The 21,492-nt window shown below is 42.7% G+C and carries 10 protein-coding genes and 1 pseudogene; 8 read left to right on the top strand and 3 right to left on the bottom strand.

The annotated features are described in order from the left end of the window. Positions 1-17 precede the first annotated feature (17 nt). From ACHLI0_RS00220 to ACHLI0_RS00230, 3 genes and pseudogenes are all read right to left on the bottom strand, one after another. Entirely contained in the window at positions 18-3,242 is a 3,225-nt protein-coding gene (locus ACHLI0_RS00220) for a SusC/RagA family TonB-linked outer membrane protein (protein WP_490748176.1), read from the bottom strand. 54 nt (positions 3,243-3,296) lie between these two features. Next, positions 3,297-4,460, bottom strand: coding sequence for a n-acyl-d-glucosamine 2-epimerase (locus ACHLI0_RS00225; protein WP_347079075.1), 1,164 nt, complete (start codon positions 4,458-4,460; stop codon positions 3,297-3,299). A gap of 143 nt (positions 4,461-4,603) precedes the next feature. Beyond that, positions 4,604-5,107: pseudogene (locus tag ACHLI0_RS00230) on the bottom strand (MFS transporter); the annotation flags it as partial. 82 nt (positions 5,108-5,189) lie between these two features. Between ACHLI0_RS00230 and ACHLI0_RS00235 the strand changes: the two are divergent. The 8 genes from ACHLI0_RS00235 to ACHLI0_RS00270 all read left to right on the top strand — a co-directional run bounded on the left by ACHLI0_RS00235 (position 5,190) and on the right by ACHLI0_RS00270 (position 21,456). After that, the gene (locus ACHLI0_RS00235) at positions 5,190-6,824 is read left to right on the top strand and encodes a BNR-repeat neuraminidase N-terminal domain-containing protein (RefSeq protein ID WP_490748161.1); all 1,635 of its coding nucleotides are present in this window, start codon (positions 5,190-5,192) and stop codon (positions 6,822-6,824) included. Continuing rightward, positions 6,821-8,833: a beta-N-acetylhexosaminidase gene (locus ACHLI0_RS00240; protein ID WP_490748160.1), complete on the top strand. Its 2,013-nt coding sequence runs from the start codon at positions 6,821-6,823 to the stop codon at positions 8,831-8,833. Before ACHLI0_RS00235 ends, ACHLI0_RS00240 begins: the two co-directional genes overlap by 4 nt. A gap of 14 nt (positions 8,834-8,847) precedes the next feature. After that, positions 8,848-10,923 carry a GDSL-type esterase/lipase family protein gene (locus ACHLI0_RS00245; protein ID WP_070750964.1) on the top strand — a complete coding sequence of 692 codons (2,076 nt, stop codon included), beginning with the start codon at positions 8,848-8,850 and terminating at the stop codon, positions 10,921-10,923. 77 nt (positions 10,924-11,000) lie between these two features. After that, positions 11,001-13,595 (top strand): beta-mannosidase, encoded by a 2,595-nt coding sequence (locus ACHLI0_RS00250; RefSeq protein ID WP_070750951.1) that lies wholly within the window; start codon positions 11,001-11,003, stop codon positions 13,593-13,595. A 38-nt stretch (positions 13,596-13,633) separates the two neighbouring features. Beyond that, the gene (locus ACHLI0_RS00255) at positions 13,634-15,958 is read left to right on the top strand and encodes a glycoside hydrolase family 20 protein (protein WP_490748177.1); all 2,325 of its coding nucleotides are present in this window, start codon (positions 13,634-13,636) and stop codon (positions 15,956-15,958) included. Then, complete coding sequence (locus tag ACHLI0_RS00260; protein WP_490748178.1) at positions 15,958-18,033, top strand: glycoside hydrolase family 20 protein; 2,076 nt, start codon at positions 15,958-15,960, stop codon at positions 18,031-18,033. Before ACHLI0_RS00255 ends, ACHLI0_RS00260 begins: the two co-directional genes overlap by 1 nt. Positions 18,034-18,048: 15 nt before the next feature. After that, positions 18,049-20,568 carry a beta-galactosidase GalB gene (gene galB / locus ACHLI0_RS00265; protein WP_490748179.1) on the top strand — a complete coding sequence of 840 codons (2,520 nt, stop codon included), beginning with the start codon at positions 18,049-18,051 and terminating at the stop codon, positions 20,566-20,568. A gap of 333 nt (positions 20,569-20,901) precedes the next feature. Then, positions 20,902-21,456: a UpxY family transcription antiterminator gene (locus tag ACHLI0_RS00270; RefSeq protein WP_008766024.1), complete on the top strand. Its 555-nt coding sequence runs from the start codon at positions 20,902-20,904 to the stop codon at positions 21,454-21,456. Positions 21,457-21,492 lie beyond the last annotated feature (36 nt).

The following is a 21,492-nucleotide window of genomic DNA, read 5'->3' on the forward strand; positions in this document are numbered from 1 at the left end:
ATAAATCTTTTAAAGGTTTAGAAAGTCAGAGTTATACCGCCCATGATTGTGCGTTGTTGAGGATAATATCCATTGTTCACTCCCGGAGATTCGGGGTCGATTCCATCGGGAAGACCGGAGATCGTGAATAAATTGGAACCTTCTACATAAATTCTAAGATTCTGAATTCCCACAGGGCTCATCCACTTTTTAGGGAATGTATAACCCAGCTGTGCCGATTTGAGACGAAGGTATCTGCCATTACGCAACCAGAAGGTAGAAGCTAATCCATTGTCTCCTCCATGTCCTTGATTTCCCAGAGTCAGACGTGGGAATGTTCCATTCGGATTTTCCGTGGTATACGCATTCTGAACCAGATATAAAGGTGAGTTGGCACCTTCTTTGAATGCCTGTGTCCAGACCGTATTGTCATCATAACCATTATAGTAAGTTCCGGTTAATGATACATCGAACAATGCGCCTCCGGTAAATTGCGCGCTTAAATCAAATCCGTTCCAGGCACAATTCAAGTTCAGACCATAAGTCAGTTCCGGACGATTGCCCCGTCCTACACGTGTTCTGTCATCTTCATCTATTTTGCCATCGCCATTTAAATCCTTATATTTGATGTCACCTACATTAGGACGGGTTCCATACCATGCGGAATTATCAATTTCTTCTTCCGAACGGAACAAACCTTCTGCCACCCATACAACTGAAGCGTCTACACTGCGACCTGTACGTTTTCTCCATTCTACAGTATTGGGACTATCCGGATAACGGAGATAGCGATTTCTTGCAAAAGTCAAGTTGAAACTGGCTCCGTAAGAAAATGGTTTCCCTGCCAGATTTAATTTATTACGATGACTCACTGTGATTTCAACTCCCTTGCTGTCTACCTTGTTATAGTTGGCATACGTATAATAATATCCTCCCATTGATGGCGGATAATCGCCTCCCATTGCTGTCAGAATATCATAGGTATAGTTATAGAATACATCAAATTCCATACCCAGTAAACCATTCCACATGGTAAAGTCGAAACCTGCATTGTAAGTTAACGTATTTTCCCACGTCAGAGTAGGATTCGCAATTACGGATGCACGCAGCGCCTGCATGACTTTTCCGTTCAGAATTGTCTGGTACGCATTTTTGTTACCGTCCATCAGGTTATAAGTACTAAGGAATGCATACGGACTCACATCGTCATTACCCAACAAACCGATAGATGCACGTATTTTCATATCATCCAGGAAAGTCAGATCGGACATAAAGTTTTCTTTAGATATTCTCCACGCTACTGATGCTGATGGGAAAAATGCCCAACGTTTTCCACTTACATTGCCCGCAAACTTATATGAACCGTCATATCGTCCTGTAAATTCTGCCAGATACTTATTGTCATAGTCGTATTTCAAACGAAAAACGTAACCAATGCTACGATTGGCATCACTATAGCCGGAAATGGGGGAGTCTGCCGGTTGTCCGAAACTCAGTTCCGGAAGTTCTGCAAAACTCATATTCTTATTATATCCGGAGAAACTGTTTTCTTTATAATCACGGATTTCCGCAAGTACCATGGCTTCTACATTATGCTTACCGAAAGAATTCGCATAATTGATGCTTCCCTGGCCTACCATTTGACGGGAACTGAATTGTCCTTCACCTAAATTTATTCCATTTGCAGTTCCACGAGGATCATCCGCTTTAGTCCAAGTCCAGTCTGTAGTGGAGGTCGGCATTTTATTGATATAAGTAGAATAAGGCGTATTCAGGTTTTTATTATGCGAGGTCTTGTAGTCATAAGCTCCGGTAACCTTTACACTTAATCCTTTTACCCAAGGCAGATTATATTGTAAAGAGAGGTTAGTCTGCAAATCAAAGCTATTAGTATGTTTGTAGCCGGATTCATAAATAGCTGCTAACGGGCTATTCGGTAAGCTTGTATTATTCTGTGTAGTAGCGGTATAAAGTCCATCATATTTTTCCGGTAAATACGGATGCATCATGATAGTCTGGTGAGCAACGGATAACCAACCTTGTTCTCCCAATGTGGAATTAGAATCTGTACCACCGGAGGCATATCCCGGAGTTTCACGTTTTCCTACATTTCCGGCAACTCCCAAACTTAACTGGAAATTCTTGGCCAGCTGAGTTTCAATGTTGGTTCTTAAGTTATACCTTCTATAAGTAAAGTTATCAATATTACCATCCTGTCCCAAATAGCCGACAGATGTGAAATAACGCATTTTGTCACTACCACCCTGTACAGTGATGTTATGCTTCTGATTGATACCTGTACCAAATACCTTATCAATATAATTGACATTATCCCACCCATCAGTAGGATCGCCGTTCAACATCGCTTCCACATTTGCTTTTGTGAATACCGGTGTATATTGCTTCATGTCCGTAATGCTTCCGTTAGCCAGCTTATCCATCATATCAGCCATATTATAATAATATGCAAACTGGGGACCATTCATAAACTGCGGAAAGTTTGCATTCATAGATGCTCCTATTGAACCGTTATATGTGATTCTTGACTTTCCTTCCTGTCCTCTCTTTGTTGTAACAATGATAACACCACCTGCGCCCTTCAAACCGTACACAGCCGCAGAAGCTCCATCTTTCAAGACAGATACACTCTCAATATCATTAGGATCAATGTCATTGATGGAACGAGGCATACCATCTACAATATAAGTAACATTGTAAATAGAACCACGAACCCGCAATACTGCTTGGTCATCACCCGGTTCTCCGGAGACCTGAACAGAAGAAATGCCCGGTAAACGTCCGCCTAACAAACTTGATACATTGGTTGCCGGTGCCTTTAACAGTTCGTCGCCTTTGACCGCAGAAACCGCTCCTGTCAGGGATTGTTTCTTTGCAGTACCATAACCAACAACAATCACTTCATCCAGAGATGCTACATCATCCTTCATCACCACATTGATCGTTTTCTGTCCGGCAACTTTTATATCTTGTTCCGCCATACCTACATATGTGAAAGACAATATATCTTTTGAAGTCGCCTGAATGCTGTATTTTCCATTAACATCTGTAACTGTACCATTAGTAGTCCCCTTTACTACAACACTTACACCAGGTAGAGATTCTCCTGTCTCATCAGTAACAGTACCTTGCACCAAACTCTGTGCATGAGCATTGATAGCACATGCAAAAAGTGCGCATATTGAGAAAAGAAATATCTTCAATATGCGAGAGTTTTGCTTAATTTTTGAGTTAAACTCTGTCATAGAATTAATTTTTAGATTATTAATAAGATTGGTTAACATAATAATTCATTGTTTCTATAGCTGTTCCAATACTTTCCAGCATTGAAATAATCCCCTTGGTACATGAAAGCACCCTTTCCATTTACCACCTTTCAGCGGTAACAAAACTTCCCCTCTGCGATTCAGATATCCGTACCATTCCGGATATTCCGGATCTTTGAAGTGCGACCATGTGTAGTCATGCACTTTTTCAAACCATTCCAGACATTTCCTGTCTCCGGTCAGCTGATAACCTTTCAGCAATGAAATCAGAGATTCAATGTGCACCCACCAGAGTTTCTGATCCCATTCCAATTGCTGGGGAGGACAACCGTTACGGTCCATAAAGTAATAGATACCTCCATATTGCTTGTCCCAACCATAGTCGAGCATTGTCAGGGTTACATCTTTTGCTTTTTCTATCAATTCCGGACGATTCAGGCGTTTGCCCAAATCCATGATGAACCACATCGCTTCAATAGCATGGCCGGGAGTCACCTGACGACCTTCGAAGCAATCCATCAGATTACCGTCCATATCAACATTCTCAACAATGATACCACCCAACTCCGGACGATAAAAGACATCCATCACTTCATAGATACAGGTTTCCATCGTCTGTTCCAGATAACCGGGATCCAGCAGATGTTCGATCTCCAAAGCCAGATTACAGAGAATCATCGGGAGAGCGAAGTTCTTCAGATTACGAGTGCCCGGATGAAGCTTGTTCCACTTGCCTTTCGGATTATCAACCTTAGAAAGGATGATTTCAAAGGTCTTCTTTGCTATGTCCGCATACTCCTGATTTCCCGTAGCTAAACTCAGCTGTCCGAAGGCCATCGTGGCGAAAGTATATGAGAAAATATTGTATGGTTCTACCAGTGGTCTACCCGAACGGTCGAGTGAAAAGTACCAGTTATAATTTCCATCATGTCCGTATTTTTTCAAGAATTCACCACCCTGAACGGCACAATCCAACCATTCCTGTCGTTTTTCCACCTTGTTGTAAAGCATGGAGAACATCCATACCTCACGTCCCTGCAACCAGATGAACTTATCCGTATCGAAAACCTTCCCTTCACGGTCCAGGCAGCTGAAATAACCGCCGTATTCACCGTCCTGGGAGTGTTCGAGCCAGAATGGAAGGACATTGTCCAACAATTCATCCCGGTACTGATTCGCTAGTTTCTTAAAATCCATAATATTGTTTTTATTATAGATAGGTATAGGGTACACCGAAGGCGGAGAAACGTTTCTTGAATGGCCATGCAAAAAACGCCTGCGGCTTCTCTATACTTCTCAGTTGTTGTTAGTTTACTGTTATTAAGGTCTCTTTCTTTCTCCTACTGTTCCGACCGGGTCCAGTATCTTTCAATCTCTTCCAGTGACTTTCCCGTAGTCTCCGGCACGAGTTTCCATACGATGAGCATATACGGCACGCACATGACTGCGAACAGGAAGAATGTTCCGGCGGGGGTGAGATTCTGGAGCATCCAGGGGGTTAACTGTCCGATCAGGTACGTTCCTATCCACAGGGCAAATCCTGCGATGGACATCGCCAGCCCGCGTACCTTGGTGGGGTACATCTCCGAGAGGAGCACGAACACCACGGCACAGATGGAGACGGCACAGCAGAATACATAGAACAGGAAGAAAACGAGCAGGAAGAGGCTGGATACTCCCCAGGAATCACCGAAGAGGAAGTAAATGCCGATCAGCAGGAGGGAGACAACCATCCCCGAAACTCCGTAATAGACCAGTTGCTTGCGGCCGACCCTGTCGATGATCACAAGAGCAAGAACGGTGGTCAGAGTGTTGACTAGTCCTACGAGAACTTGGTAAAAAACGCAAGTTTGTCGCTTTGACTGTTAAATATATGCTGAGAAAATCTTATCTTTGCCTTCGTTAAACTAACTAATACCCCCATTTATGAAAAGAAATCATTATTTACTTACCCTTGTTCTCTTGTTAGGGTGCTCTATCTTCGTGAAAGCTTCAGACACCGTTTTTGTACATCAGACGCAAATTCCTATTTTAATTGAGCGGCAGGATAACGTATTGTTCTACTTTCGTTTAGATGCAAAAGAAAGCCGGATGATGGATGAGATCGTTTTGGATTTTGGAAAGAGTGTCAATCTGTCGGATGTACAGGCTGTCAAACTCTATTATGGCGGTACGGAAGCTTTACAAGATAGAGGAAAGAACAGATTTGCACCTGTTGACTATATATCCAGTCACCGTCCGGGGAATACATTGGCAGCAATACCGTCTTATTCGATAAAATGTGCGGAAGTCTTGCGGCCTTCTGCAAAAGTTGTTTTGAAGAGTCATTATAAGTTGTTCCCGGGGATTAATTTCTTTTGGATCAGCTTGCAGATGAAGCCGGAGACTTCTCTATTCACGAAAATAAGTTCCGAACTTCAATCAGTGAAGATCGATGGTAAAGAAGCCATTTGTGAAGAACGGTCGCCGAAAGACATTATTCATCGAATGGCAGTGGGTGTCCGCCATGCCGGTGATGACGGTTCGGCTTCTTTCCGTATTCCCGGATTGGTAACTTCAAATAAAGGAACGCTGCTTGGCGTATATGATGTTCGTTATAATAGCAGTGTCGATCTGCAGGAATATGTAGATGTCGGTTTGAGCCGGAGCACGGATGGTGGCAAAACATGGGAAAAGATGCGCCTTCCTCTTTCGTTCGGCGAATATGATGGTTTGCCTGCTGCACAGAATGGGGTAGGGGACCCTTCTATTCTGGTAGATACCCAAACGAATACAATATGGGTTGTTGCCGCATGGACACACGGAATGGGTAATCAACGTGCCTGGTGGAGTTCTCATCCCGGAATGGATCTATATCAAACGGCACAACTGGTGATGGCAAAAAGTACGGATGACGGTAAAACCTGGTCGAAACCGATTAATATAACCGAACAAGTAAAAGACCCTTCCTGGTATTTCTTGCTTCAGGGACCGGGACGGGGAATAACAATGAGTGATGGAACTTTAGTATTTCCTACCCAGTTTATCGACTCTACCCGTGTGCCTAATGCCGGCATCATGTATAGTAAAGACCGCGGAAAAACATGGAAGATGCATAACATGGCACGTACCAATACAACCGAAGCGCAAGTAGTAGAAACAGAGCCCGGAGTGCTGATGCTGAATATGCGGGATAACCGTGGAGGAAGCCGTGCTGTGGCAATTACAAAAGATCTGGGCAAGACATGGACAGAACATCCTTCCTCTCGGAAGGCCTTGCAGGAACCTGTATGTATGGCTAGTTTGATTCATGTGGAAGCTAAAGATAATATACTTGATAAAGATATCCTTTTGTTCTCGAATCCGAATACGACCAGAGGACGCAATCATATAACTATTAAAGCCAGCCTGGACGGCGGACTGACCTGGCTTCCCGAACATCAGTTAATGCTGGATGAAGGAGAAGGCTGGGGATATAGCTGTCTGACAATGATTGATCGGGAAACGATTGGCATCTTGTATGAGAGTAGTGCAGCCCACATGACATTTCAAGCAGTAAAACTGAAAGATTTGATTCGATGAAAAGTCTTCGAATCTTTTTGGGGATTGCATTTTTATTCCATACCTTATATATATTGGGAGCAGGTCATTTGCATCTGCTTCCCCAACCTCAGCAATGTGTGCTTGCAAAAGGATATTTTGTCGTGGGTAAAATGCAGCTTTCCACTCCTGTGCTTTCGCAGGAATGGAAGCGTTTTGTGACGGAGATGGGAGGCACTCTGACTGATCAGTCGGCATCCTCTATCAATATAAAGTTGGTTGACGCGATTGACAATGTACCTGTCAATCAGGAAGAGGCTTATCGTCTGATTATTACTCCAAAGGCAATTACTGTGGAGGCTGTAGCAGAGCGTGGAGTATATTGGGCGATGCAGACGCTATATCAACTAAAAGAAGAAAAGGGAAAGAAAATCCGACTGAAATGTGGTACTATCACTGATTGGCCGGCTTTCCGGATTCGGGGTTTCATGCAGGATGTAGGGCGTAGCTACTTGTCTTTGGAGGAGTTGAAACGTGAGATAGCTATATTATCCCGATTTAAAATCAATACTTTTCATTGGCACTTGACGGAAAATCAGGCATGGCGTCTGGAAAGTAAAATCTTTCCGATGTTGAATGATAGTGCGAATATGACTCGTATGGCGGGTAAATATTACACGCTGGAGGAAGCGAGAGAGTTGACCGAGTTCTGTAAAGCTCATCAGGTACTGTTGATTCCGGAGATTGATATGCCCGGACATAGTGCGGCATTTATCCGTACTTTCCGTCATGATATGCAAAGTCCGGAAGGAATGAAGATCCTGAAACTCCTGCTGGATGAGATTTGTGAAACGTTTGATGTTCCATATCTCCATATTGGAACAGACGAAGTGCATTTTACTAATCCGCAGTTTGTGCCCGAAATGGTGGCTTATATCCGTGACAAAGGGAAAAAAGTGATTTCCTGGAATCCCGGATGGAAGTATAAGACGGGTGAGATCGACATGATGCAACTTTGGAGCTATCGTGGCAAAGCCCAACAAGGTATTCCCGCTATTGACTCCCGTTTCCATTATTTGAATCATTTTGATACGTTCGGCGATATAATTGCTCTATATAATAGTCGGATTTATAATGCGGATATGGGAAGTGATGATCTTGCCGGAGTCATTATGGGTATCTGGAATGATCGTTTAATCGACAAAGAGTGGAATATGGTTCTGGAAAATAACTTTTACCCGAATATGCTGGCTATCGCAGAGCGTTCATGGCGGGGAGGAGGAACTGAATATTTTGATAAGCAAGGAACAATTCTTCCTGTAGATGAAAACTCTGAGGTTTTTCGTAATTTTGAGGACTTCGAAAGTCGTATGTTATGGTATAAAGAGCATCTGTTTAAAGGGTATCCATTTGCCTATGTCAAACAGACTCATGTAAAATGGAACATTACAGATGCTTTTCCGAATGAGGGGGATCTGACTAAAGTTTTTCCACCGGAAGAAGAGCTGAAAGATTCATATACCTATGAAGGGAAGCAATATGGAGTGCGTCCTGCCATAGGAGCCGGTATCTATCTCCGGCACGTATGGGGGAAAATTGTGCCGGCTTTTTATAAAGACCCGCAGGAGAATCATACTGCTTATGCCTACACGTATGTCTATTCTTCTAAAGCACAGGAAGTCGGCTTATGGGCTGAATTTCAAAATTATGGACGTTCTGAGAATGACCTGCCGCCATTACCGGGAAAGTGGGATTATAAAGAAAGCCGTATTTGGATTAATGATCAGGAAATACTGCCTCCGGTATGGTCTGCTACTCATCGCGTGAAAAGTTTGGAAACAGCCTTAGGTAATGAAAATTGTGTGGCACGTCTGCCACTACGGGTTCATTTGCATAAAGGCTGGAATAAGGTATTGCTGAAACTGCCTGTCGGCAAATTCTCAACGAATGAAGTACGATTGGTTAAATGGATGTTTACCGCAGTATTTGTTACTCCTGACGGCGATAAGGCCGTAGAAGGGCTGATCTATTCTCCGGAAAAGAAAATGTAATTGACTCTTATATGATGAAAAATGTATTATTGATTGTTGTTGCCATCTTGTTTGTTACAGCAGCGAGTGCACAGGAAAATCGTATTAAAGTTGCCTGCATCGGGAATAGTATCACCTATGGTTATGGATTGCCCGACCGGACTACACAATCGTATCCGGCGCAATTACAGAAGATGTTGGGAGAGTCTTATCAAGTCGAAAACTTCGGCAAATCGGGTGCTACCTTGTTGAATAAAGGGCACCGGCCTTACATGCAGCAAGATGAGTATCGCAGAGCGATCGACTTTGGCGGAGATATTGTGGTTATTCATTTAGGCATCAATGATACAGATCCCCGTGATTGGCCCGATTATCGTGATTCCTTTGTGAAAGATTACATTGAATTGATCGATTCTTTTCGGGCGGCTAATTCTAAAGTCCGGATTATGATTGCCAGACTTACACCTATTGCCGATCGGCATCCTCGTTTCCTGTCAGGGACACGTGACTGGCATGGAGAAATACAATTGGCTATTGAGAATGTGGCACGCTATACCGGAGTACAGTTGATCGACTTTCATGAGCCGTTGTATCCATACCCTTTCATATTGACGGACGCCGTACACCCTGATTCCGAAGGAGCGTTTATTATGGCTCAGACCGTATATTCCGCCATTACCGGAGATTATGGCGGACTGAAAATGTCGTTGCTTTATACAGATAATATGGTATTGCAACGGGATGTTCCGCTGACGGTTCAAGGAATTGCCAATGCCGGGGACCGGGTAACTGTAAGCATAGCCGACCGGCAAATGAAAACAAAAGCAGGTCTGAATGGAAAATGGTCGGTAACGTTGCCTCCTTTAAAGGCGGGTGGTCCTTATACCTTAAAGATCTCAACGGATGAGACAGACCTTCAATATCAAAATGTGTTAGCGGGTGAAGTCTGGCTTTGTTCCGGTCAGTCAAATATGGAGTTTATGCTGAAACAGGCTTCGACTGCCCGAGACGATATTCCACGTGCCGCAGATCAGCAACTTCGTTTGTATGATATGAAAGCACGTTGGCGCACAAATGCCGTCGAATGGGAGGCGTCCGTACTTGACTCGTTGAATCATCTCCAATATTATAAGGATACGGAATGGAAAAATTGTACTCCGGCGACAGCTTCTGATTTCTCGGCAATTGCATACTATTTTGGTAAGATGCTAAGAGATAGTCTGAATGTTCCGGTTGGATTGATTTGCAATGCCATTGGAGGATCACCTACAGAAGCCTGGGTAGATAGAGCTAGTTTGGAATATCAGTTTCCCGCCATTTTAAAAGACTGGACTAAAAATGATTTTATTCAGGAATGGGTGCGCGGACGGGCTGCTTTGAATATAAAAAAGTCAGCAAATAGCCAGCAGAGGCATCCGTATGAGCCTTGTTATTTATATGAGTCGGGGATTCGGCCTTTGGAACAGTATCCGATACGAGGAGTAATCTGGTATCAGGGAGAATCGAATGCGCATAATTGGGAAGCCCATGAAAAATTATTTAAACTGCTCGTGAATAGTTGGCGAAAGAATTGGAATGATGCCTGCCTGCCTTTTTATTATGTACAATTATCCAGTTTGAATCGCCCTTCTTGGCCTTGGTTCCGTGATAGTCAGCGTAGAATGTTGAATGAAATTTCTCATATCGGAATGGCTGTATCCAGCGATCATGGTGATTCTCTGGATGTGCATCCTACCTGTAAGAAACCCGTGGGAGAGCGTTTGGCGCGATGGGCTTTGAATAAAACGTATCAGAAAAATGTCATTCCTTCTGGTCCTTTATTTCGTGGTGCAAACGTTCGCGGTGGGAAAGTCTTTTTGTCTTTTGATTATGGAAAAGGGATGCGGAGCTCGGACGGAAAGCCCTTACAATGCTTTGAAGTAGCGGAATATGATGGTATCTATTATCCGGCAACGGCTGAGGTTGTAGGAGAACAGGTGAAGGTATATAGTAAAGAAGTGCAAAATCCCCGCTATGTACGATATGGCTGGCAACCTTTTACGCGGGCTAATCTGATCAATCGGGAAGGACTGCCTGCTTCGACATTTCGTGCCGAATTTTCGATGAAATGAGATATTTTGTGGCTTCAATAGGAAATATTTAACAAAAAAGCAATATCTTTACTCCGTTAATATCTAATGCCCCCACTATGATCTTAAATTTGACAGGAAAGATAGCCCCGATAGCATGTGGATTGCTATGTTGCTGTAGTATGGTTTATGCTCAAGGTAATGACACTTCGGAAGTCATGCTACTGGATACCGGTTGGGAATTTTCTCAATCAGGGACTGAAAAGTGGATGCCAGCCACAGTTCCTGGTACGGTTCATCAGGACCTGATCAGTCATGAATTACTGCCGAATCCTTTTTATGGGATGAATGAAAAGAAAATTCAATGGGTGGAGAATGAGGACTGGGAATATAGAACCTCCTTTATAGTCTCCGAAGAGCAATTGAATCGTGACGGAATCCAACTTATTTTTGAAGGTCTTGATACCTATGCAGACGTATATCTCAACGGCTCATTATTGCTGAAGGCTGATAATATGTTTGTGGGGTATACACTTCCTGTAAAATCAGTGTTGCGGAAGGGCGAGAATCACTTATATATTTATTTCCATTCACCTATCCGGCAAACGTTGCCGCAATATGCTTCCAATGGCTTTAATTATCCAGCGGATAACGATCATCACGAGAAACATCTTAGTGTGTTCAGCCGTAAGGCTCCGTATAGTTACGGTTGGGACTGGGGCATCCGAATGGTGACAAGTGGTGTTTGGCGCCCGGTTACTCTTCGTTTTTACGACATAGCTACCATATCCGACTACCATGTCAGACAATTATCGCTGACAGATGAAAACGCTCGTCTGTCTAATGAACTGATTGTTAATCAGATTGTTCCTCAGAAAACTCCGGCTGAAGTAAGGGTCAATGTATCGTTGAATGGAACTACCATTACAGAAGTAAAACAGCAGGTGACACTGCAACCCGGGATAAATCATATCACTCTTCCTACTGAAGTGACGAATCCTGTACGATGGATGCCTAATGGTTGGGGAACTCCGACTCTGTATGATTTCTCGGCTCAGATAGTTTGTGGAAATCGGATTGTTGCGGAACAATCTCATCGGATTGGTTTACGAACGATTCGTGTGGTAAATGAAAAAGATAAGGACGGAGAATCTTTTTATTTTGAAGTCAATGGCATACCGATGTTTGCCAAAGGAGCTAATTATATTCCTCAGGATGCACTGTTGCCTAATGTTACTACGGAACGCTATCAGACTTTGTTCCGTGACATGAAGGAAGCCAATATGAATATGGTTCGTATATGGGGTGGCGGGACATATGAGAATAATCTTTTCTATGACCTTGCCGATGAGAACGGGATACTTGTCTGGCAGGATTTTATGTTTGCGTGTACCCCTTATCCATCCGATCCTACTTTCCTGAAACGGGTAGAGGCGGAGGCTGTTTACAATATTCGTCGTCTTCGGAATCATGCCTCTTTGGCGATGTGGTGTGGTAATAATGAAATACTGGAAGCTCTGAAATATTGGGGCTTTGAGAAGAAATTTACTCCGGAGGTTTATCAAGGATTAATGCATGGTTATGATAAACTGTTCCGTGAGCTGTTGCCTTCAATGGTTAAAGAATTTGATTCGGATCGTTTTTATGTGCACAGTTCGCCCTATCTCGCTAACTGGGGGCGTCCGGAATCATGGGGGATAGGAGACAGTCATAATTGGGGAGTCTGGTACGGAAAGAAGCCATTTGAGTCTTTAGATACCGATTTGCCGCGTTTTATGAGTGAATTTGGTTTCCAGTCATTTCCGGAAATGAAAACCATTGCTGCTTTTGCTGCTCCTGAAGATTATCAGATTGAGTCTGAAGTGATGAATGCGCATCAGAAGAGTAGTATTGGCAATTCGTTGATCCGTACTTATATGGAACGTGATTATATCATTCCCGAAAGTTTCGAGGATTTTGTGTATGTCGGATTAGTCTTGCAAGGACAGGGGATGCGGCATGGACTGGAAGCTCACAGACGCAATCGTCCTTATTGTATGGGGACATTGTATTGGCAGTTGAACGACAGTTGGCCGGTGGTATCCTGGTCAAGTATTGATTATTATGGTAATTGGAAGGCATTACATTATCAGGCAAAGCGTGCTTTTGCACCGATCTTGATCAATCCTATACAGCAGAATGACAGTTTGAGTGTTTTTCTAATTTCAGACCGGCTTGATACAATGGAGCAAATGACATTGGAAATGAAAGTCGTGGATTTTGATGGAAAAACGCTGGGTAAGAAGATACAAGTACATTCGTTGGAAGCTCCGGCAAATACTTCAAAATGTGTTTATCGTGCAAAACTGGATGGCTGGCTGACTCCCGAAGACTGCCGACGCAGCTTCTTGAAATTGATACTCAAAGATAAATCGGGACATCAGGTGGCTGAAAGCGTCCATTTTTTCAGAAAGACGAAAGATTTGCAACTTCCTCCGGCAGCAGTATCCTATCAAATGAAGCAGACGGATGGTAAATGTGAATTGACTCTCTTTTCATCAATGTTGGCAAAAGATCTTTTTATTGAGACTCCATTGCAGGGAGCCCGTTACAGTGACAACTTCTTTGATCTCTTACCCGGAGAACGTAAGAAAGTAATTATTACTTCTCCCCGGATAAAGAAGGGAGAAGAATTACCTGTCAATATCAAGCATATTCGAGAAACCTATAAATAAAACTAATTTATTAACTACTAACACCTAATTTTTATTTTATGAAACAACTCCTAAAATTAACAGGATGTGTGGCACTGGCAGGACTGATGAGCTCTTGTGACTCGGTACAAGAAGAAGCCAATTATCAGATTATCCCATTGCCACAAGAAATTGTAACATCGCAAGTAAACCCCTTTATTTTGAAAAGCGGTGTGAAAATCCTTTATCCGGAAGGAAATGAGAAGATGCAGCGTAATGCGCAATTTTTGGCTGATTATCTGAAGACTGCAACCGGAAAAGACTTTTCGATTGAAGCCGGAACTGAAGGTAAAAATGCTATAGTGCTGGCGTTAGGCTCAGAAGTAGAAAACCCTGAATCTTATCAGTTGAAAGTCACCGATCAAGGTGTCACGATAACTGCCCCTACAGAAGCCGGAGTTTTCTATGGTATTCAGACTTTGCGTAAATCATTGCCTATTGCTTTGGGTGCTGATGTAGCATTGCCTGCTGTTGAAATTAAGGATGCTCCTCGTTTCGGTTATCGTGGTGCACATTTCGATGTTAGCCGTCATTTCTTCACAATTGATGAAGTGAAGACTTATATTGATATGCTGGCTTTGCACAACATGAACCGTTTGCACTGGCATATCACTGACGACCAGGGATGGCGTCTGGAAATCAAGAAATATCCGAAGTTGACGGAAATAGGTTCTCAAAGATCGGGAACGGTCATCGGACGTAACTCCGGTGAATATGACAATACACCCTATGGTGGATTCTATACACAGGAACAGGCTAAGGAAATTGTAGATTATGCCGCAGAACGTTATATCACTGTTGTTCCTGAGATCGACCTTCCGGGACACATGCTGGCTGCCCTTGCCGCTTATCCGGAATTGGGTTGTACCGGTGGACCGTATGAAGTTTGGAGACAATGGGGAGTGGCCGATGATGTACTTTGTGCTGGCAACGATCAGGTTCTGAAATTCCTGGAAGATGTATATGGTGAATTGATTGAAATCTTCCCTTCAGAGTATATCCATGTAGGTGGTGACGAATGTCCGAAGGTAAGATGGGAGAAATGTCCGAAATGTCAGGCACGTATCAAAGCGTTAGGCTTGAAATCGGATAAGAATCATACTAAGGAAGAACGTTTGCAGAGTTTTGTTATCAATCATATAGAGAAGTTCCTGAATGATCACGGACGTCAGATTATCGGTTGGGATGAGATTCTCGAAGGCGGACTTGCTCCTAATGCAACAGTTATGTCATGGCGTGGCGAAAGTGGAGGTATTGAAGCTGCCAAGCAGAAACATGATGTGATCATGACCCCGAACACTTATCTGTATTTTGATTATTATCAGGCTAAAGATACTGAGAATGAACCTTTCGGTATCGGAGGTTATTTGCCGATGGAAAGAGTGTACAGCTATGAGCCGATGCCGGCTTCCCTTACTCCGGAAGAACAGCAGTATATAAAAGGTGTACAGGCCAATCTCTGGACAGAGTATATTGCTACTTTCTCTCATGCTCAATATATGGTCTTGCCTCGTTGGGCTGCTTTGTGTGAAGTCCAGTGGTCAACACCTAATAAGAAGAACTACGAAGATTTCTTGTCTCGTCTTCCACGACTGATTAAGTGGTATGATGCAGAAGGATATAATTATGCAAAGCACGTATTTGATGTAAAAGCAGAATTTACTCCGAATCCGGCTGATGGTACTTTAGACATTACACTTACTACAATTGATAATGCACCAATCCACTACACGCTAGATGGTACAGAGCCGACGAGTATTTCTCCCGTTTATGATGGCGCTTTGAAGATTAAGGAAAATGCAGACTTCTCGGCTATAGCTATTCGCCCTACTGGCAATAGTCGTGTCGTTTCTGAGAAAATCGATTTCAGTAAATCAAGCATGAAGCCGATTGTTGCTAATCAGCCGGTGAATAAACAATATGAGTTCAAAGGTGTCTCTACGTTGGTAGATGGCTTGAAAGGAAATGGTAACTATAAAACCGGACGCTGGATTGCATTTAGAGGAAATGATATGGATGTGACTATTGATCTCAAACAACCAACAGAGATTTCAAGCGTTGGCATTTCTACTTGCGTAGAGAAGGGAGATTGGGTTTTTGATACAAGAGGACTCTCTGTAGAAGTTTCAGAAGACGGCACAAACTTCACGAAAGTGGCATCTGAAGCTTATCCTGCAATGAAGGAAACTGATAAAAATGGTGTTTATGACCATAAACTAACATTTACACCTGTAACTGCACAATATGTGAAAGTTATAGCTTCACCCGAGAAAAGTATTCCGGAATGGCATGGTGGTAAGAGTTATCCAGGCTTTTTATTTGTAGACGAAATCACAATTAATTAATGAATATAAGAAAGAGATACACTAAAGTTTGTCTTTTCTTATGGGTAATCGGGATGTGTCTTTGTACACATCCCATAAATGCACAGTCCGTAATTCCTGTTCCCTTAAAGATGGAACAGGGTACGGGCTCTTTTTTACTCTCTGAAAAAACAAAGCTTTATACAAATCTACAGGGAGAAGAAGCTATTCTTCTGGGTAACTATCTGAAAACTGCATTACCTGTACAATTTAAGGAAGGGAAAAAGAAAGATAAACAGAATGTCTTGTCTTTATTGATAACAGAAAAGAAGCCTCAGTTGGTGTCACCGGAAAGTTATATATTATCCGTTACTCCTGAACATATTCTGATTCAGGCTTCTTCCGGTGCTGGGTTGTTTTATGGAATTCAGACATTGTTGCAGTTATCTCAGCCTTCGGACACGGGCTATTCTATAGCTTCTGTTGAAGTACAGGATACCCCTCGTTTTGCTTATCGTGGTATGATGCTGGATGTCTCCCGCCACTTCTTCTCTAAAGAATTTGTGAAGAAACAGATAGACGCATTGGCATTTTATAAACTAAACCGTTTGCACTTGCATTTGACGGATGCGGCAGGATGGAGACTTGAAATAAAGAAATATCCTTTATTGACGGAATTTGCAGCCTGGCGTACAGATGCCAACTGGAAGAAATGGTGGAATGGCGGACGGAAATATCTTCGTTTTGATGAGCCCGGTGCTTCCGGTGGTTATTATACTCAGGATGACATGAAGGAGATTATTGCATATGCGCAGCAGCATTATATCACAATCATTCCTGAAATCGAGATGCCTGCCCATTCAGAAGAAGTATTGGCTGCTTATCCACAACTCTCCTGTTCGGGTGAACCTTATAAAAACGCAGATTTTTGTGTTGGAAATGAAGAAACATTCATTTTCTTAGAAAATGTGCTTACTGAAGTAATGGAACTTTTTCCATCGGAATATATTCATGTAGGAGGCGATGAGGCTGGTAAAGCGGCTTGGAAGACTTGTCCGAAATGTCAGAAAAGGATGCAGGATGAACATCTTTCTAATGTAGACGAGTTACAAAGCTATCTGATTCATCGTATTGAACTGTTTCTGAATGCACATGGACGTAAGTTGCTGGGTTGGGATGAAATTCTTCAGGGTGGTCTGGCTCCTAATGCTACTGTAATGTCATGGCGTGGCGAAGAGGGAGGTATTGCTGCTGTCCGTTCCGGTCATCAGGCAGTTATGACTCCCGGTCAATATTGTTATTTGGATAGTTATCAGGATGCTCCGTATTCTCAGCCGGAAGCTATCGGAGGATATTTGCCATTGGAGAAGGTTTATTCATATAATCCGGTCTCAGATTCTTTAACTGTAGAACAGGCAAAACTTGTTTATGGTGTGCAGGCAAATCTATGGGCAGAATATATCCCCACTCCGGAGCATATGGAATATATGATATATCCTCGTATCCTTGCTTTGGCAGAAGTGGCTTGGTCGGCTCCCGAACGTAAATCATGGACAGACTTTCATAATCGTGCATTGAAAGCAGTTGATGATTTGCAAGCGAAAGGATATCATACTTTTGATCTTAAAAATGAGATAGGAAGTCGTCCGGAGTCTTTGAAGCCGATAAGTCATCTGGCTGTGGGGAAGAAGGCCATTTATAATGCTCCGTATAGTTCTCACTATCCTGCGCAGGGAAATACAGCTCTTACTGATGGTATTCGTGGCGACTGGACTTATGGAGATGGTTCCTGGCAAGGTTTTATCGATAAAAAGCGATTGGATGTTACCATTGATATGGGTACGGAAACTGCTGTCCATTCTGTTTCTGCCGATTTTATGCAAGTAGTAGGAGCAGAGGTCTTTTTGCCCGAGTCTGTCACTATTTCCATTTCTGATGATGGAACCAACTTCACAGAACTGAAACAATATACTTCCAAAGTAAATAAAGAAGAAGCTATTAAGTTTATTAGTGTTTCATGGGAAGGCAGTGCTGAAGGACGGTATATACGTTATCAGGCTCGTGCCGGAGAAGAGTTTGGCGGATGGATATTTACGGATGAAATAGTAGTGAAATAATCAGATGTATAATTTATGACTCTAAATATTAGATATTTATTAGGAATAGCCGTCCTTTTTTCTTTCTCTGTGATCAGTGCACAGGTACGAACCTCGTATACTTTTGAGAAAGGATGGAAATTTACACGTGAAGATAATGCTGATTTTATTCGGCCCGACTATAATGATATCAAGTGGCAATCTGTGGTAGTACCCCATGACTGGGCTATTTATGGACCTTTTGGTATAGATAATGACAGGCAATTGACAGCCATTGCACAAGACGGACAGAAAGAAGCGATGGAACACGCCGGACGTACGGGGGGGCTTCCTTTCGTCGGAGTGGGCTGGTATCGGCTGAATTTTGATGCTCCCTCTTTTGCCAAAGGGAAAAAGGCTACATTGATCTTTGACGGAGCTATGAGCCATGCTCGTGTGTATGTCAACGGTCAGGAGGCGGGTTATTGGCCCTATGGGTACAATACCTTTTATCTGGATGTAACTCCCTATCTGAAAGAGGGGACAAAGAATACTTTAGCTGTTCGTCTGGAGAATGAGACAGAATCTTCCCGTTGGTATCCGGGAGCCGGACTTTACCGAAATGTACATCTGGTAGTAACGGAAGATGCTCATATTCCGACATGGGGTACACAGTTAACTACTCCCATAGTGAAGGATGACTATGCGAAAGTGAATATAAAAACAACTTTGGTCGTACCTTCCGGAAAACAGTTTGATGCATACCGTATAGTGACTGAACTTAAAGATAAGGATGGAAAAGTAGTAACTACTGATGAGAAACAAGGTTCCCGTTTTGATGATAATATCTTCAGTCAGGAACTTGTTGTCAGTCGTCCGGCTTTATGGAGCCCGGAAACTCCTGTTCTTTATCAGACTGTTTCTAAAGTCTATGAAGGTAATACACTGAAGGATGAATATACAACATCTTTCGGTATTCGTACTATTGAAGTCATTCCCAATAAGGGCTTTTTCTTAAATGGAAAGAGAACTCTATTCAAAGGCGTATGCAATCATCATGACCTCGGTCCTTTGGGAGGTGCTGTGAATGATGCTGCTATCCGTCGTCAGATTCGTATTTTGAAAGATATGGGTTGTAATGCGATTCGTACTTCTCATAATATGCCTGCTCCTGAGTTAATCAGAGCTTGTGATGAGATGGGAATGATGGTGATGGCGGAATCGTTTGATGAATGGAAGGCTATGAAGGTTAAGAACGGCTATCGTCATGTCTTTGACGAATGGGTAGTAAAGGATCTGACGAACTTGCTACGTCATTATCGTAATAATCCGAGTGTGGTGATGTGGTGCATCGGAAATGAGGTTCCCGAACAATGGGATGGAAATAAAGGACCTAAGATGTCTTATTTTCTACAGGAACTTTGTCATCGTGAAGATCCGACACGTCCTGTCACACAGGGGATGGATGCGCCGGATGCTGTAGTCAATAATAATATGGCGGCAGTAATGGATATTGCGGGATTTAATTATAGACCACATAAATATCAGGAGAATTATAAAAAACTTCCTCAACAGATAGTCTTGGGTAGTGAGACGGCTTCTACGGTTAGTTCCCGTGGAGTATATAAATTTCCTGTTACCCGCCAATGGATGAAGAAATATGACGATCACCAGTCTTCCTCTTATGATGTGGAGTCTTGTTCATGGTCCAATCTGCCTGAAGATGATTTTATTCAACATGAGGACTTGCCTTATTGCATAGGAGAGTTTGTTTGGACAGGATTCGATTATCTGGGTGAACCGACTCCCTATTATACAGATTGGCCCAGTCATTCTTCACTATTTGGAATTATCGATTTAGCGGGGCTGCCCAAAGACCGTTATTATCTCTATCGCAGTCACTGGAATAAAGAACAGGAAACACTTCACATTCTTCCTCACTGGAATTGGGAAGGACGAGAGGGAGAGATAACTCCTGTCTTTGTGTATACCAACTATCCTTCAGCCGAATTATTCATCAACGGAAAGAGCCAGGGGAAACGTACCAAAGACCTTTCCGTAACCATTGATAATAGTGCTGACTCTGTTTCCATCATGAACTTGAAACGTCAGAGCCGTTACCGCCTGATGTGGATGGATACAAAATATGAGCCAGGCACGGTGAAAGTCGTGGCTTATGATGCTGACGGGAAAGCTGTAGCTGAAAAAGAACTCCATACAGCCGGTAAACCGGATCATATTGAATTGGTAGCCGATCGTAATGTAATCAAAGCGGATGGAAAAGATCTTTCTTTTGTAACAGTGCGAGTAGTAGACAAAGACGGTAATCTGTGTCCGGATGCCTCACATGAAATCAGTTTCAAAATGAAGGGGGAGGGTAGTTACCGTGCAGGAGCTAATGGTAATGCAGCTTCCTTGGAATCTTTCCAGCGTCCGAAGATGAAAGTCTTCAGTGGTATGATGACTGCTATTGTATCTTCGACAGAGCAACCGGGCAAAATAACCCTTGAAGCTACGGGCAAAGGCTTGAAAAAAGGAACCTTGATCATTGAAAGCCGTCAGGAAGCTAAGAAGTAAGAAATATCGTTGTAATATATGTAATTCCTCTAAGTGTTTCATTGCGATACACTTAGAGGGATTTTTGTTTAAGCAGACAGGAGTTTAACATCTTTGCAGGCAAAATAAAAGCTGTAAAAGTATGTTCTTTTATTAAATTGTATTACTTTTGCATCGTTTTAGTACTGTATCCGTTTCTCTATGAACCTTGGTTCTTATATGGAGATAAGATAAAAAGGCTAAATCCTTAAGAGATGCGCTACTGCTTCATAAATGGATTTCATTTGTGAAAGTCAGGGCGCTTTTGTCTTTTAAGTAAGTGATGAAATAAAAAACAAGGGGTAATGGGTGATAATGAATGATTTGGACAAAGAACGACAAACAGAGGGAAGGAAGGCATGGTATGCTGTACAAACCTTCTATTGTAAAGAAGAACATTTGGGGAAATATTTGGAAAAAAAAGGGGTAAATTATTTTATTCCGATGCGATATATCGAGCATGAGACGCTTGATGGTAAAAAGCATCGGAAACTGACTCCAGCTGTACACAATCTGCTGTTTATCGAGAAAGAATTTACGGAAAAAGAACTTTTAGAAAGGGTAAAAGATTGTACTATACCTTTTTTGCTTGTTCGTGACCGGAGTACACGGCGGTGTTATGAGATTCCAGACTGTGAGATGTTGGAATTCCGTGCCGTATGCGATCCTAATTATAAAGGAACTCTTTATGTCGATACAGTAACAGCAGAAGCCCGTCCCGGACAAGCAGTTCGGGTGATCCGTGGCCCGTTTGCCGGACTTGAAGGCAAACTCACGCAATACAAGAAGAGCTATTACGTAGTTGTTACGTTAGCTACTATCGGCGTCATGCTACATATTCCCAAGTGGTATTGCGAAAAAATCAACTAATCATAACATTACGATCATCTGCTCAACACCTTGTTG

The organism is Bacteroides sp. RCH18, from assembly GCF_058231005.1.

What these genes read in the sequence shown, in the direction of transcription:
- ACHLI0_RS00260 (WP_490748178.1), top strand. Translation starts at nt 15,958, where the DNA reads ATGAATATAAGAAAGAGATACACTAAAGTTTGTCTTTTCTTATGGGTA.
- galB (WP_490748179.1), top strand. Translation starts at nt 18,049, where the DNA reads ATGACTCTAAATATTAGATATTTATTAGGAATAGCCGTCCTTTTTTCT.
- ACHLI0_RS00235 (WP_490748161.1), top strand. Translation starts at nt 5,190, where the DNA reads ATGAAAAGAAATCATTATTTACTTACCCTTGTTCTCTTGTTAGGGTGC.
- ACHLI0_RS00240 (WP_490748160.1), top strand. Translation starts at nt 6,821, where the DNA reads ATGAAAAGTCTTCGAATCTTTTTGGGGATTGCATTTTTATTCCATACC.
- ACHLI0_RS00245 (WP_070750964.1), top strand. Translation starts at nt 8,848, where the DNA reads ATGAAAAATGTATTATTGATTGTTGTTGCCATCTTGTTTGTTACAGCA.
- ACHLI0_RS00270 (WP_008766024.1), top strand. Translation starts at nt 20,902, where the DNA reads ATGAATGATTTGGACAAAGAACGACAAACAGAGGGAAGGAAGGCATGG.
- ACHLI0_RS00255 (WP_490748177.1), top strand. Translation starts at nt 13,634, where the DNA reads ATGAAACAACTCCTAAAATTAACAGGATGTGTGGCACTGGCAGGACTG.
- ACHLI0_RS00225 (WP_347079075.1), bottom strand. Translation starts at nt 4,460, where the DNA reads ATGGATTTTAAGAAACTAGCGAATCAGTACCGGGATGAATTGTTGGAC.
- ACHLI0_RS00250 (WP_070750951.1), top strand. Translation starts at nt 11,001, where the DNA reads ATGATCTTAAATTTGACAGGAAAGATAGCCCCGATAGCATGTGGATTG.
- ACHLI0_RS00220 (WP_490748176.1), bottom strand. Translation starts at nt 3,242, where the DNA reads ATGACAGAGTTTAACTCAAAAATTAAGCAAAACTCTCGCATATTGAAG.